This window comes from Edwardsiella sp. EA181011 (genome assembly GCF_000800725.1).
Classification (GTDB): domain Bacteria; phylum Pseudomonadota; class Gammaproteobacteria; order Enterobacterales; family Enterobacteriaceae; genus Edwardsiella; species Edwardsiella anguillarum.
On sequence record NZ_CP011364.1, the window covers coordinates 503405 to 518088 of the forward strand.

General features: G+C 60.8%; 13 protein-coding genes. All 13 read right to left on the minus strand.

Annotated elements, in window-relative coordinates; genetic code table 11:
* Positions 1–100: 100 nt before the first annotated feature.
* The gene (wecG, locus tag QY76_RS02295) at positions 101–841 is read right to left on the minus strand and encodes a lipopolysaccharide N-acetylmannosaminouronosyltransferase (RefSeq protein WP_034164536.1); all 741 of its coding nucleotides are present in this window, start codon (positions 839–841) and stop codon (positions 101–103) included.
* Positions 831–2219 carry an ECA oligosaccharide polymerase gene (gene wzyE, locus QY76_RS02300; protein WP_034164535.1) on the minus strand — a complete coding sequence of 463 codons (1389 nt, stop codon included), beginning with the start codon at positions 2217–2219 and terminating at the stop codon, positions 831–833. The genes wecG and wzyE overlap by 11 nt, the downstream gene beginning before the upstream one ends.
* Entirely contained in the window at positions 2216–3292 is a 1077-nt protein-coding gene (locus QY76_RS02305; protein WP_045426496.1) for a TDP-N-acetylfucosamine:lipid II N-acetylfucosaminyltransferase, read from the minus strand. The genes wzyE and QY76_RS02305 overlap by 4 nt, the downstream gene beginning before the upstream one ends.
* A complete protein-coding gene (wzxE, locus tag QY76_RS02310; protein WP_034164533.1) occupies positions 3289–4539 on the minus strand; it encodes a lipid III flippase WzxE in 1251 nt (416 codons plus the stop codon). Before wzxE ends, QY76_RS02305 begins: the two co-directional genes overlap by 4 nt.
* Complete coding sequence (rffA, locus tag QY76_RS02315; protein WP_045426631.1) at positions 4539–5669, minus strand: dTDP-4-amino-4,6-dideoxygalactose transaminase; 1131 nt, start codon at positions 5667–5669, stop codon at positions 4539–4541. Before rffA ends, wzxE begins: the two co-directional genes overlap by 1 nt.
* Positions 5670–5694: 25 nt before the next feature.
* Positions 5695–6390 carry a dTDP-4-amino-4,6-dideoxy-D-galactose acyltransferase gene (gene rffC, locus QY76_RS02320; protein ID WP_034164531.1) on the minus strand — a complete coding sequence of 232 codons (696 nt, stop codon included), beginning with the start codon at positions 6388–6390 and terminating at the stop codon, positions 5695–5697.
* The gene (gene rfbA / locus QY76_RS02325; protein ID WP_034164529.1) at positions 6368–7249 is read right to left on the minus strand and encodes a glucose-1-phosphate thymidylyltransferase RfbA; all 882 of its coding nucleotides are present in this window, start codon (positions 7247–7249) and stop codon (positions 6368–6370) included. Before rfbA ends, rffC begins: the two co-directional genes overlap by 23 nt.
* 32 nt (positions 7250–7281) lie before the next feature.
* The gene (gene rfbB / locus QY76_RS02330) at positions 7282–8346 is read right to left on the minus strand and encodes a dTDP-glucose 4,6-dehydratase (RefSeq protein ID WP_117026405.1); all 1065 of its coding nucleotides are present in this window, start codon (positions 8344–8346) and stop codon (positions 7282–7284) included.
* Positions 8343–9605 carry a UDP-N-acetyl-D-mannosamine dehydrogenase gene (gene wecC, locus QY76_RS02335; protein ID WP_045426502.1) on the minus strand — a complete coding sequence of 421 codons (1263 nt, stop codon included), beginning with the start codon at positions 9603–9605 and terminating at the stop codon, positions 8343–8345. The genes rfbB and wecC overlap by 4 nt, the downstream gene beginning before the upstream one ends.
* Positions 9602–10732, minus strand: a complete 1131-nt coding sequence (wecB, locus tag QY76_RS02340) for a non-hydrolyzing UDP-N-acetylglucosamine 2-epimerase (protein ID WP_034164526.1) — start codon at positions 10730–10732, stop codon at positions 9602–9604. The genes wecC and wecB overlap by 4 nt, the downstream gene beginning before the upstream one ends.
* An 82-nt stretch (positions 10733–10814) precedes the next feature.
* A complete protein-coding gene (wzzE, locus tag QY76_RS02345) occupies positions 10815–11852 on the minus strand; it encodes an ECA polysaccharide chain length modulation protein (RefSeq protein ID WP_034164525.1) in 1038 nt (345 codons plus the stop codon).
* A 30-nt stretch (positions 11853–11882) separates the two neighbouring features.
* Positions 11883–12971 carry a UDP-N-acetylglucosamine--undecaprenyl-phosphate N-acetylglucosaminephosphotransferase gene (gene wecA, locus QY76_RS02350; protein WP_034164524.1) on the minus strand — a complete coding sequence of 363 codons (1089 nt, stop codon included), beginning with the start codon at positions 12969–12971 and terminating at the stop codon, positions 11883–11885.
* A gap of 275 nt (positions 12972–13246) precedes the next feature.
* Complete coding sequence (gene rho, locus QY76_RS02355) at positions 13247–14506, minus strand: transcription termination factor Rho (protein WP_005297111.1); 1260 nt, start codon at positions 14504–14506, stop codon at positions 13247–13249.
* Positions 14507–14684 lie beyond the last annotated feature (178 nt).

Sequence of the window (14684 nt, forward strand, 5' to 3'; positions counted from 1 at the left end):
TTTGGCTACACTTTGCGCACTCTGCTGTAAAAGCACACGCTCCCGGACGCAAAACCACCGTGCGCGCCCGGCGACACGGCCTGCGCGAGGCGACAGCGCGCTATAGCTTCCTCGCGTAGTAGTAGGTCACGAAACGCAGCAGCTTAACCTGGCGGCGCCAGCGCGTCGGCTGGGACAGCAGGCGATACAGCCACTCCAGACCAAAGCGCCGCCACAGAAGCGGCGCGCGACGAACCCGCCCGGTAAAGACGTCATAGGTGCCGCCAACCCCCATATACAGCGCCTGGGGATAGTAAGCCCGACAGTCGCGCATCAGGATCTCCTGGCGCGGTGAGCCCATCGCAACCGTCACGATCTGCGCCCCGCTGGCGCGAATCCGCTCAAACAGCGCATCGCGTTGTTCTGGGGAGAAATAGCCATCCTGGGCGCCGACGACATTGACCCCCCATCGGCGGCGCAACGCCGCCTCGGTCTGCGCCAGGACGTCGGGCTGGCCTCCGACCAAAAACACCGGAATGCCCAGCTCACCGGCGCGCTGCATCAGCGCCTCCCACAGATCGGCACCGGCGATGCGGCTGACCTGTGCTCCGGGGTATTTACGCCGAATGGCGCGCACGATGCTGATGCCATCGGCATATTTATACTCCGCCGCCGCGATCAGCGCCCGCAGCGCAGCGTCATCCTCCGCCGTCATCACCTTTTCGGCGTTAATCGCGACCAGCGTGCCTGGACGTACCGCCGTCTCCGTCAGCAGATGGCGCAGAAACTGATCGCTGTCGCGAAAGCCCCAGATATCGATACCGCGAATCGCATAATGTGGAATTGACCCGTTACTCTCCATCGTTTCTATCCTTGCGGGCCGGCGATCCCTCCCCGACAGAAGACGCCGCGATGGCCGCGCGCGCGCGGATCAGCCCCGCCGCATCAAACAGCCAGTACAGCAGCTTTGCCAGCAGCAGACAGCAGCCGAAAATAATACAGAAAAACACCACGCGCGAGACAAAGGCGTCAAGCCCCTCGCGCGCCAGTACGATCATATTAAACACCGCCCCGAAGCAAAACGCCTGGATCACCGCGCCCCGGTAGCGGTTTGACGCCAAGCATCCTCGGGTATACAGCCAGTCGAACCACTTGATAATCAGCCCCACGGCGATCGCCCCCAGCGGAATAAACGCCGCGCCGCCCATCACCACCAATGAGCCAATCAGGGTGGGGGAGATGGCCAGCCCCGAATGGTTATCGAGCACCTGCCAGGTAAAATAGTTGGCGCTATTCAGCACCAGATGCGGCCGATCCGGCCACATCCAGCCGGGGATAAAGACGTAGAAATCGCGGGCGATCGGCGCCAGTCCCTGAAAATCTATCTGGGTATAGTGCTGCAGCAGCAGCGCCAGATTCTCCCAGGGCGAGAAGGTGTCGCGCGTCAGATAGAGAAAGGTGTAGAAGGCCTCGTCGCCGCTTACCGCCAGGCCGTAGCGCTTGAGGGCCAGCCAGAACATGCCGACGACCCCGACGACGCCGGCCAGCGCCAGCATCCACAGGGTTATCCAGCCGCGCTGGATACCGATAAACAGGAACAGCGCGAAGGCGATGATAATGTTGGCGCGCGTCCCGCCGACGATGACGTAGGTCAACAGGCCAAAAACCACAGTGCTGACCAGAAAAAAAAGCCAGGCGGCCTGCGTCTGACGAAGAAAGTACACCACCAGCATCGCCGGAATAAAAAAGTAAAAGAAGCGCTTTAGCGCCACGCCGGAGACGCCGCTGGAGAAGATCTGGCTATAGGAGTGCAGCTTAAACAGCAAAAAGCCGTTGTTGAGGAAGAAAATGGTTACGGTCACCAGCGCCACCAGCGCCAGCAATATCCAGGTCAGCTGCGCCTCCACCCGGTTGAGCTGCAGCCAGGCGGAGCCGCCGCTCGACGCCGACGTTGCCGAACGCAGCCGCGTCTTGTAGGTGACGTAATAGATAGCGTAAAACGCCGTGGCCGACAGCAGGGCGTACAGCATCTCCTCCGCCGGCACCGTCGCCACGTCAAAGCGGAACACCAGCGTACAGGTCAGCGGAAAGCCGAAATAGAATGTCAGTAAAAATAGCAGTGAAAAGAATACGTTAAAATTAAAGCGAACCCGGCGAAACTCTTTGTAGGTCAGAAACGCCACAAACAGCAGCGAGAAAAAGTACACCAGCGCCAAACCGGCAAACTGCATCAGGGTCATGGCCGTTCTCCCAGCGCCAGCGCCTGCAGCCAGCCGTCGGTATAGTTGGGGTCGAAAAAGGCGAGCCGGCTCAGATCGCGCTGCGCCAGCTGACGCTGCGCCGCCCGCACCGCGGCGTCATCCGGCGCGTCATCGTCAAACAGCACCGGCAGCTGTTGATCGACCATATCGCGCCAAAAGGGGTTCTGCCGACTCAATACCAGGGGGATCCCCTGCTGTAGCAGCAGACACAGCGTGCCGATCCCCTGCTGACGTTCAAAGATAAAGTAGCCCAGATCGCAGCGGGCCAGAAGCGCCAGATAGTCGGTAAAGGCAACCTGCTGCGTCAGCAGCGTCGCATTATGGCCAAACAGGCCCTCGGCTCGCTCGCGTACCTGCGTGATATAGGCCTGGTTGTTGGCAGGATAGCCCAGCGGCACGATGACCCGCGTCTGCGCACCGAAGGTATCGTGCAGTCGCTGCAGCGCCACCAGATGGCGATTGCTGCGATCGCCGGAGTTCCCCACCAGCACCGTCAGCGCTTCCGACGTCGCTCTAGCCCGCTGATTGCACGTCAGCGCCGGATCCATCCGCGTCGGGAAATAGAGCGTCGACGTCGCCACCCGCGGATGGCGCCGCCGATAATAGTCCAGATCGCCCAGCGTGGCGAAGACGTGCCCCACCCGCCCCTGAGCCCGGCGGCGCAGGCCGTAGTACAGCCGGTATTTCCAGCCGCGGGCCTCCTCATACAGATCGGCCCCCCACACGTGCCACAGCACCTGCTGCGGCCGCAGACGCCCGCACAGCAACGCCAGCCATAGCCAAGGATTAAACTGACCGTGCAGGAAGAAGCGCAGAGCACGATCCGCGCTGGCGCGAGCCAGCAGCGCCCGCGCCAGCGCGCGCTTGTCTGGCCAAACCTCGATATCCAGCCTGGTCAGGTCGGCGAACGGGGCGGCGTCGCGCGCCACCACCATAAAACGCCGGCGCGGCGCTGTCGCGGCGCGCTGCGACAGCACGCCGTCAAAGAAACGCAGCAGCGTCAGATTATGGTGCGGGATATCCGCTCCCAGTACGTGAATCAGTGTCGTCATGCGCGGTTACGATAAATCCAAAATACGCTGCCACACAGCAGGAAATAAATAATATAGGTTGCCATATAGGCCTGAGCGGCGCCCAAGGCACCGTGCAGCGGGATCAGAATACGCGACAGCAGGGTCAGCAGGATAAACTGGCTTATTTCGCACAGCAGGTAAAAGCGCAGCGAGGCTTTGGCGATCACCAGGTAGCCGAAGACATAGGCGCCCACCTTAAACACATCCCCCGTCAGCTGCCAGGCAAACAGGTCGCGCATGGCGCTGAATTTCCCCGACAGCAGTAGCCAAATCACCAGATCGCGCAGCAGCCAGACCGTAAAGCTGACGGCCGCCACCGCGGGCAAAACAAAGCGCAGCGCGCGCAGGATCTCCTGCCCAACCGCCTGACGGCTGTGCAACCCGGCCAGGGTCGGCAGCAGATAAACGCTGAACGAGGCGGTAATAAACTGCAGGTAGGCGTCGGAGATGCCGCTCACCCCTTGCCAGATCCCGACGGCCTCCCAGCCATCCAGCGCCGCCAGCTGATTACGCATCATGACATAGGCAACCGGCATCGTCACCGCGGTCATCACCGCCATCAGGGTAAACTTCCCCAGGCTAGCGGCCAGCGGCCGATCCCAGGACGGATGAAAATAGTGCCACGGGATATGACGCTGACGCCAAAGCACCCACAGGGCCGGCAGTGTGGCGGCCGCCGGCACCAGCGCCAGCCCGGCCAGCGCACCGCGGTAGCCGCCCAAAAAATAGCTCAGAGTATAGGCCGCCACGCCCAGCAGGCTACCGAGCGAAACCGCCAGCGCGTTGCCGCGGGCGTCGCGATACCCCTTGATCACCGCCAGGCAGTAGTTAGCGCAGGCAATGCCCATTTGCAGCAACGCCACCAGGCGGATCACCGCCTGATAGCGATCGTGGCCAAACAGCACCACGCTGATCGGCGCGGCCCCTAGGGTAAAGATCAGCGCCAGCAGCAGGGAGAACCCCAGGATCATCGTCGATGCGGTGCCCAGCAGCGCCCGTAGCCGCTGCGGCTGCTGGCGATACTCTGCGACATACTTGGTTATACCGTTGAAAATCCCGGCGCCCGACAGCACCCCCAGGACGGTGATCACCTGACGAAAGTTGGCCGCCTGCCCCACGCCGACGGGGCCGAACGCCACGGCCAGCAGCTTGACCACCACCAGTCCGGCACCGATCTTGATCAGGGTCGAACCGGCGGTCCACAACGATGCCCGCGCCAGGGACATCAGTGGAAGAAACTCTGAATGCTGTTAATCACCGTCCGTTGGTTTACGTCCGGCAAATTATAAAACAGCGGAAGGCGTACCAGACGCTCGCTCTCACGCGTGGTGTAGCGATCCTCTCCGACGAAGCGGCCAAAGCGCGCCCCTGCCGGGCTGCAGTGCAGCGGGATATAGTGGAATACCGCCATAATCTCCGCCTCTTTGAGAAAGTCGATAAAGGCGCTGCGTTCGCGCATATCGCGTAGCTTGAGATAAAACATATGCGCGTTGTGCCCGCAGTGTACCGGCGTGGTCGGCAGCGCGAGGCGCCCGGCCTCGACCAGCGGCGCCAACGCCTCGTGGTACTGCCGCCACAGCTGCAGGCGCCGCTGATTGATGCGATCGGCCACCTCCAGCTGCGCCCACAGATAGGCGGCCTGCAGATCGGACATCAGGTAGCTGGAGCCGATATCACGCCAGGTATATTTATCCACCTGCCCGCGGAAAAACTGGCTGCGGTTGGTGCCCTTTTCACGGATGATCTCCGCCCGCTCGATCAGTGCCGCATCGTTTATCAGCGTCGCGCCGCCCTCGCCGCCGGCGGTGTAATTCTTGGTTTCGTGAAAGCTGTAGCAGCCGATGTGGCCGATAGTGCCCAGCGCCCGCCCTTTGTAGGTCGACATCACCCCCTGCGCGGCATCTTCGACCACATAGAGGCCGTACTGCTGCGCCAGCGCCATGATGGTATCCATCTCGCAGGCGACGCCGGCATAGTGCACCGGTACGATGGCGCGGGTTTTCTCCGTGATCGCCGCCTCGATCAGCGTCTCATCAATATTCATCGTATCGGGACGTACATCGACAAAGACAATCCGGGCGCCGCGCAGCGCGAAGGCGTTAGCCGTCGAGACAAAGGTAAAGCTCGGCATGATCACTTCGTCGCCGGGCTGAATATCCAGCAGCAGGGCCGCCATCTCCAGCGACGCCGTACAGGAGGGGGTCAACAGGACTTTGGCGCTGCCGAAGCGCTGTTCCATCCACTGCTGGCAGCGGCGGGTGAAGCCGCCGTCGCCGCACAGCTTGCCACTGGCCATCGCCGCCTGCATATAGTCGGACTCGTTGCCGGTGACCGGGGGCGCATTAAATGGGATCATTGTGTTCACCTCGATCGAGATAACGTTATCGGTATAGCCAATAAGCGGTAGCAGCCAGCTGCGCACCGCAACCAAGATACAAACGTTGCGCCGCCAGATTACCTATCTGGGTTGCCACGTGCAGCCGAGACAGATGCTGTGCGTGACACCACGCCTGCGCCTGCGTGACCAGGCGCCGCCCCACGCCGCAGCGGAACGATGCGCCGTCCACCGCCAGTAGCCCAATCCGGGCGCTGCCGTCCACCTGTCGCCGCAGTGTGACAAATCCCTGAGGATTGCCCTCATTATCCAGCGCCAGCAGGCAAGCGTGATCGAACGTGCCATAGACGGCCTTCTCGACCCATTCGGCATAGAAACGCGCGCTGTCCCCGTCGCGATACCAAGGGGCTCGAAAACGGCTCAGCGCAAAGGCATCGCGCGCCAGGGTGCGCAGCCACGGGCAATCCTGCGCCTGCGCCTGACGCTGGCTACCGGATGCCGGCGCGGACGATACGGGTAGGATAAAGTCGGCCTCCCCCTCCGCCAGACGGAACCCCAGCGCCTGCAGGGCATCACAGTGCGCCAGATCGCGAGCGTCCACCTTCGCCTGCAGCAGCTGATAGGCATCGCACGCCGACGCCAGCAGCGGAGGAGCCCGATCGTCAAACATCAACCGCCCGCTGCGCAGGGCAAAAAAGGCGCTCTCCCACGCCAGCGGCTCAATACTGGCGTGGACGGACATGCAGTAACTCCCGCAGATAGGCGCCATAGGCGGTCTTGTCCAGCGATGCCGCGGCGCGCGCTACGCCGCGGTCATCCAGCCAACCGTTGCGCCAGGCAATCTCCTCCAGGCAGGCAATCTTAAAGCCCTGTCGCTTCTCCACCGTCTGCACAAAGGCGCTGGCCTCCAGCAGGCTGTCATGGGTACCGGTATCGAGCCAGGCGAACCCCCGCCCCAGCAGCTCTACGTTGAGCTCACCACGCTGCAGATACATCTGGTTAATACTGGTGATCTCCAGCTCGCCGCGAACGGAGGGAGTAACCCTGCGGGCAAAGTCCACCACCTGAGCATCATAGAAATAGAGCCCGGTCACCGCCCAGTTCGAGCGCGGCCGCAGGGGCTTCTCCTCGATGGAGAGGGCACGGAAGTCGTCATCGAACTCAACCACCCCAAAACGCTCGGGGTCCATCACCTGATAGCCGAATACCGTCGCCCCGCCCTCGCGCTGCGCCACCTGACGCAGCTTGGGGCTAAACCCTTGGCCAAAAAAGATATTGTCCCCAAGGACCAGGCAACAGCTATCGCCGTCAAGGAACGACTCTCCGATTAAAAACGCCTGGGCCAGCCCCTCTGGACGCGGCTGCTCGGCGTACTGCAAGCGGACGCCGATATCGCCGCCATCACCCAACAGCCGCTGAAACGCCGGCAGATCCTGCGGGGTGCTGATCAGCAGAATGTCGCGGATCCCGGCCAGCATCAATACCGACAGCGGATAATAGATCATCGGCTTGTCGTAGATCGGCAGCAGCTGTTTGGAGACGCCGCGGGTTATGGGATACAGGCGGGTGCCCGATCCCCCCGCCAAAATAATACCTTTCATCGGTCATCCTTATCTTCGCGTACGTGAACGCGTCAGGCCAGCCCCAACCGTTCACCGGCATAGGAGCCATCCATCACGGCGCGCCACCAGCGCTCATTGGCCAGGTACCAGGCGACCGTCTTGCGGATACCGCTCTCAAAGGTCTCCTGTGGCCGCCAGCCCAGCTCTCGCTCGATCTTGGCGGCGTCGATCGCATAGCGCACATCATGACCTGGGCGATCCGCCACATAGGTGATCAGATCGGCAAAATGGCGCACGCCGACGGGTTTTTCCGGCACCATCTCCTGCAGCAATGCGCACAGCGTCGTCACCACATCAATGTTGCGCTGTTCGTTGTGACCGCCGATGTTATAGGTCTCCCCCACTCGCCCGGTCGTCAGCACCCGATACAGCGCGCGGGCATGATCCTCGACGTACAGCCAGTCGCGCACCTGCAGGCCGTTGCCATAAACCGGCAGCGGCTTAGCAGCCAGCGCATTGATGATGGTCAGCGGGATCAGTTTTTCCGGAAAGTGGTAGGGACCATAGTTATTCGAGCAGTTGGTGATCAGCGTCGGCAGTCCGTAGGTGCGCAGCCAGGCGCGTACCAGATGATCGCTGGCGGCCTTGGAGGCAGAGTAGGGGCTGCTCGGCGCATAGGGCGTATCTTCGCGGAACAACGCCTGCGGACCGTGCAGATCCCCATACACCTCGTCGGTAGAAATATGATGGAAACGGAATGCCGCCCGCTGCGCCGCCGGCAACGCGCTCCAGTATCCACGCGTCGCCTCCAGCAGGGTATAGGTGCCCACGATGTTGGTCTGAATAAAATCCGCCGGGCCGTCGATAGAGCGATCGACGTGGCTCTCGGCCGCTAGATGCATAATGGCATCCGGCCGGTACTGGGTAAGGATCCGATCCATCGCCGCGCGGTCGCCGATATCCGCCCGCTCAAACGCATAGCGATCGCTGTCCACCACCGGCGCTAGCGAGGCCAGATTACCGGCGTAGGTCAGCTTGTCGACCACCACCACGCTGTCGGTCGTATCCATGATGATATGCCGCACAACGGCCGAGCCGATAAAGCCGGCGCCGCCGGTGACCAAAATGCGTCTCACCGCCATACCCCCTTGGTGTCCACCACAAAGCGCTGGGTCACCGTCTGAGGCGCCAGCACCCGGAACGGCTGATGATCGACCAGCAGCACCACGACATCGGCCTGCGCCAGCGCCGTAGTGCAGTCCGTCAGCTGCGCCATACCGGCCAGGCGGGTAGGCAGTTGGTGAATGTTGGGCTCAACCACCAGCGTGGTGCCACTGTGCCACTGAGCGACCATCTCGGCGATCTCCATCGCCGGACTCTCGCGCAGATCGTCGATATCCGGCTTAAAAGCCAGGCCGAAGCAGGCAATGGTCGCTTCGGAGGCCCGTTTATCCTCCGCGGCCAAGCAGTCGGCCAGCGCCGCTTTCACCCGATCGACGACCCACAGCGGCTTGCCGTCATTCACCAGGCGCGCCGTATGGATCAAACGTGCCAGCTGCGGATTCTGCGCCACGATAAACCAAGGGTCTACCGCGATACAGTGCCCACCGACGCCCGGCCCCGGCTGCAGAATATTCACGCGTGGATGGCGGTTAGCCAGCGCAATCAGCTGCCAAACATCGATACCCTGAGCATCGCAAATCAGGGACAGCTCATTGGCAAAGGCAATGTTCACGTCGCGGAAGCTGTTTTCGGTCAATTTACACATTTCGGCGGTGCGGGCGTTGGTCTCCACGCACTCCCCCTCCAGAAACAGCCGGTACAGCGCGCTGGCCTGAGCCGAACAGGCTGGCGTCATGCCGCCGATCACCCGATCGTTGCGCAGCAGCTCCACCATGATTTTCCCCGGCAGTACCCGCTCTGGGCAATAGGCGACGCGGATATCCGCCTGCTCGCCGCCCTGATGGGGGAAACGCAGATCCGCCCGGCACTCGGCCAGCCAGGCGCACATCTGCTCCGTGGCACCGACCGGAGAGGTCGACTCGAGGATCACCAGATCCCCTTTCTTCAGCACCGGCGCAATGGAGCGCGCCGCCGCTTCGACATAGGTTAAATCGGGCTCATGCTCGCCCTTGAAGGGCGTGGGAACCGCGATCAAAAAGGCGTCGGCCGGCTCGGGTCGCATCACCGCACGCAGAAAGCCCCCCTCAACGGCGCGCTTCACCGCCCGATCCAGATCTGGCTCAACGATGTGAATTTCACCGCGGTTGATGGTCTCGACCGCATGTTGACTGACGTCAACCCCGATCACCTGCTTACGGCACCCGGCAAACGCCACGGCCGTCGGCAAACCGATATAACCCAGCCCAATAACGGAAATAGTGTCAAAACTCATAGTGTTGCCCGATAATTTTTTAATGCGCTTAAAATACGCTGACAGGCATGCCCGTCACCATAGGGGTTAGTAGCATGGCTCATCGCCCGGTACTGCTGCTCATCCTCCAGCAGCAGACTCACCTGCGCGACAATCGTCGCCGTATCCGTCCCCACCAGACGCACGGTTCCGGCCTGTACCGCCTCCGGCCGCTCAGTGGTCTCCCGCATCACCAGCACCGGCTTGCCTAGAGAGGGCGCCTCCTCCTGGATCCCCCCCGAATCAGTCAAAATCAGCTGGGCTCGCCCCATCAAATAGACAAACGGCAGGTAGTCCTGCGGCGGGATCAAAAAGACATTCTCGATGTCGTGCAGGATGCGGTTAACCGGCTCGCTGACGTTAGGGTTCAAGTGTACCGGATAAACGATCTGTACCTGCGGGTGGCTGCGCGCAATCTGCGCCAGCGCACCGCAGATACGCTCAAAGCCGCCGCCGAAGCTCTCGCGCCGATGACCGGTCACCAGCAGCAGCGGCTTATCTGCAGCCAAAAACGGATAGGACGCGGCCAGACGGGTCTGCAATGCCGCATCGGCGCAGATCCTGTCTCGCACCCACAGCAGGGCATCAACCACGCTATTGCCGGTCAGGTGGATCGTCTGTTCACCAATGCCTTCGCGTAGAAGATTGGCGCGCGCCGTGAGGGTCGGCGCAAAATGGAGGCTGGCCAGGTGTCCGGTCAGCGTACGGTTGGCCTCCTCGGGCCAAGGCGAATAGAGATCGCCGGTGCGCAACCCCGCCTCCACGTGCCCGACCGGAATTCGCTGGTAAAATGCCGCCAGACTGGCCGCCAGCGTGGTGGTGGTATCGCCGTGAACCAGTACCACATCGGGTCGGAACTCGGCCAAGACGGGCTTGAGCCCCTCCAGGATCCGGCAGGTAATATCGCTCAGATCCTGTCCCGGACGCATAATGTTCAGATCGTAATCGGGCACGATTTGAAACAGCCCCAGCACCTGATCCAACATCTCCCGGTGCTGGGCGGTGACGCAGACGCGAGCATCAAATGCGGCGTCTGCGGCCAGCGCATGCACTAAAGGGGCCATTTTGATCGCTTCAGGACGCGTGCCAAAGACGGTTAACACTTTCACTGTATCATTCTTCTTTTGTTACCGCCGATCCCCGCCCGCTGGCCGGACCGGCCAATTCCCTGTTAAGCGCTAACGCAGGCGCTCAGATCCGTGCGCGGCGGGAAAGCGCAATACCGGCGCCGACCAGCGCGCCAATGGCGCCCCACATCACCATCATAAAGAGCCGGCGCGGGCTATCACGCTTCACCGGCTCCTCCGGCGTGCGCAGATAGCGATAAGGCTGAAACGCCGCGTCCAAAACCGGCCCGACGCTCAGGGTCGTGAGCATCGCCCGATTCCGGTCATAGTCAATGTCATAGGATGGCCCAACGGCGCGCAGGGCCTCCAGACGCGCGCGCAGCATCGGCTGTCCTAGCATAAACAGCTCGGCATCGGGCACCTCGGCCTGCGCCGTCGTCGCCATGCTGCGGGTGATCCCCTGCTGCGCGGCGATCTTCAGCCCCTGCTCCAGGCCGTTTAGCTCACGCTGATAGATCGCCTGCGCCACCGCCTCCTGACGCTTTACCTGCGCCTTCAGAAAGATACTACGGGCCGCCCAGGCCCCCTGCAGAGAGGCATTCAGATTGGCGCTGGCGCGATGGGCGGCAAAGGCAACGTACTGGCGCAGCAGCTGGTTAGCCTGCGCGGCGCCGTCGGCGGTAAGACGAATGCTGTCATCGCTGTGCTTCGCCGCGTCCCCCGGCGTAAAGACGATCTGATTAATCAGCTCATCCAGCAGCGCCGCATCCGCCTGCGCGCTCCCCTCTTTATGACGCTGATAATAGGGGCTATGCAGCCAAAACTCGCGCCGCGTGTCATAGGAGGCCAGCTGTGTCGTGAACTCAGCGTAGGCCTCATCGGCGATGCTGCCCTGCGCCGCCGCGCCGCTGGGCGCGCTTAGCTGCGCAAGATTGCGTAAAAACTGCTGCTGAGAGTAGTAGCCGCCCAGGCTGTTAACGCCCGGGCTCGCGGTGATCGCCGCCGCGCTCCACTTCTGCGGCATCAGCAGAGAGACACCCAGCGCCAGCGCCGCAAACAACACCGCCGTGCCAACGATCCAGGACTTACCGCGCCACAGCGTTCGACACAGCCCTCGGACATCCAGCTCATTCTCCACGGGCATCGGATTTTGACTCACCATCGGTTTTCCCTTTATGGCCGACTAGGGCCGTTAGACATGCATGCCTGCCGATTTACGGCGCAGACGGCGCTTAAAGCGCTTCACCATACGCGCCACGCGCCACGCGCGCTTGATACAGTAACCATAGAGGGCAAAAGCAAGCAAGAACAGTGCCATCATGACATATTCGGGCAGCCAGATCTCACCCAGAACCCCGATCGCCGCCAGCAGCGCCGCCGCCAGCGTAATCAGGACAAACGCCTGGCGGGAGGTAAAGCCAGCGCGCATAATCAGGTGATGAATATGCTGGCGGTCTGGTGAAAAGGGGCTCATCCCTTTGCGCAGACGCCGATACATAATAGCGATCATATCCATCAGCGGTATCGCGATAACCCACAGCGCCGTCACCGGGTTCATCGGATGCCCGCGCCCCTGGGTGCTCTCCAGCAAAATCCAGATAACGGTAAAGCCGATCAGGGTACTTCCGGCGTCGCCCATAAAGACCTTGAAACGCGGCCCAACCACGCCCAGATTCAGCAGAATGTAGGGAAGCGTCGCCGCGATAATCGCAAAGCACCACAGCGCCAAATCCGGCTGGCCGTCCCACTGCAGCAGGATCCCCATGGCGGCAAAGGTGACGCAGGACAGACCGCCGAGCAGGCCGTCGATACCGTCCACCATATTAAAGGCGTTGATCGCCGCCCATACTGCAAACAGCGTCACCAGATAACCGAAGGGGCCTAAAATCAGCTCCCAGGGCCCTAAGACAAACCCCAGGCTGCGCAGGTATAGGCCGCCTGCGACCATCATGGCGATGGCGATCAGCGCCTGCACCGTGGCGCGGAACTTTACGCTGATATCGAAGCGATCATCCAGCGCACCGACCAGCACCAGGATCCCGGCACAGATCAGATACAGGGTGGCGTGGGGAATGTAGGGTTTAAAAAACAGGAAAGTAAAGCAGATCCCCGCGTACACCGAGATACCGCCGACCAGCGGGATCAGCCCCTGATGCCGCTTACGGTAATTGGGCTTATCCACCAGACCTATCTTCTTGGCTACCCGGCGGGCGACCAGTAAAAATGCCATAGAGAAAAGGAAGATAAGGAAAAATTTGCTACTCAGAGTGAGTAAATTCACGGTTAACTGCTCTCTGTCTGATCGCCGCCATGACGTTACGCGACGATATCCCTTTAACAAGACCAACACATCGGCGAAATAGGCCCGGCAGTCCAGAACAATAAAAAGACATCGCCTGGACTCCCGCGGTCAGCGACATATGCATAATCTGGACGATTCGCCAATTTTATACATATAGTGCAAAATATATTTGTCTAATCGTATCCGCTAAAAGTGCAAAACGCCACGTTATTGCTAACGTGGCGTCGTTTTTCCCGAGTTGGCAGAGCCGATGATTAAGAGCGTTTCATCATGTCAAAGAACTCATCGTTAGTTTTGGTCATTGCCAACTTATTGATCAGGAACTCCATCGCATCGATCTCACCCATCGGGTGAATAATCTTGCGCAGGATCCACATCTTCTGCAGCTCCTCCGGCGTGGTGAGCAGCTCTTCTTTACGGGTACCGGAGCGGTTGTAATCGATGGCGGGGAAGACGCGCTTCTCAGCAATCTTACGCGACAGATGCAGCTCCATGTTACCGGTGCCCTTAAACTCTTCGTAGATAACCTCATCCATCTTAGAGCCGGTATCGATCAGCGCCGTCGCGATGATGGTCAGGCTGCCGCCCTCCTCCACGTTACGCGCCGCGCCGAAGAAGCGCTTCGGACGGTGCAGGGCGTTGGCGTCCACGCCGCCGGTCAACACTTTACCGGAGGCCGGCACCACGGTGTTATAGGCGCGAGCCAGACGGGTGATGGAGTCCAGCAGGATGATCACGTCTTTCTTGTGTTCAACCAGACGCTTGGCCTTTTCGATCACCATTTCAGCGACCTGAACATGGCGCGACGCCGGCTCATCAAAGGTCGAGGCAACCACCTCACCCTTCACCAGACGCTGCATCTCCGTCACCTCTTCCGGACGCTCATCGATCAGCAGCACCATCAGCACGCAGTCAGGATGGTTATAGGCGATGCTCTGGGCGATGTTCTGCAGCAGCATCGTCTTACCGGCCTTCGGCGGAGCGACGATCAGACCGCGTTGACCGCGGCCAATCGGCGAGGCCAGATCCAGCACGCGCGCGGTCAAGTCTTCCGTAGAACCGTTGCCACGCTCCATGCGCAGACGCGAATTGGCATGCAGCGGCGTCAGGTTTTCAAACAGGATCTTGCTGCGGGCATTTTCCGGCTTGTCATAGTTAACTTCGTTAACCTTCAGCAGGGCAAAGTAGCGCTCACCCTCTTTCGGCGGACGAATTTTGCCGGAAATGGTATCACCGGTACGCAGGTTAAAACGGCGGATTTGGCTGGGAGAAACGTAGATATCATCGGGACCGGCAAGGTAGGAGCTGTCTGCGGAGCGCAGGAATCCAAAACCGTCCTGCAGGATCTCTAGCACGCCATCGCCAAAAATATCTTCGCCGCTTTTCGCATGCTGCTTAAGGATGGCAAAAATAATATCCTGCTTACGCATGCGCGCCAGATTTTCCAGCCCCATGCTCTCGCCAAGCGTAATCAACTCAGAAACCGGCGTATTCTTTAATTCGGTAAGATTCATAGTGGTGGGTTCTTTAAACTCGGGGTATATCTCGAACTGTATAGTGAATGGTATGACGGGGTCATCCATGCCTGTTTGCGAACTTTCCTTCCCCTGTGCGCCCATGCTGCTAGCGGTGCGACAGATCCAGCGGACGATTCTCGCTGATGGGACGAAAGAGGCGTTAACGATTTAAAAC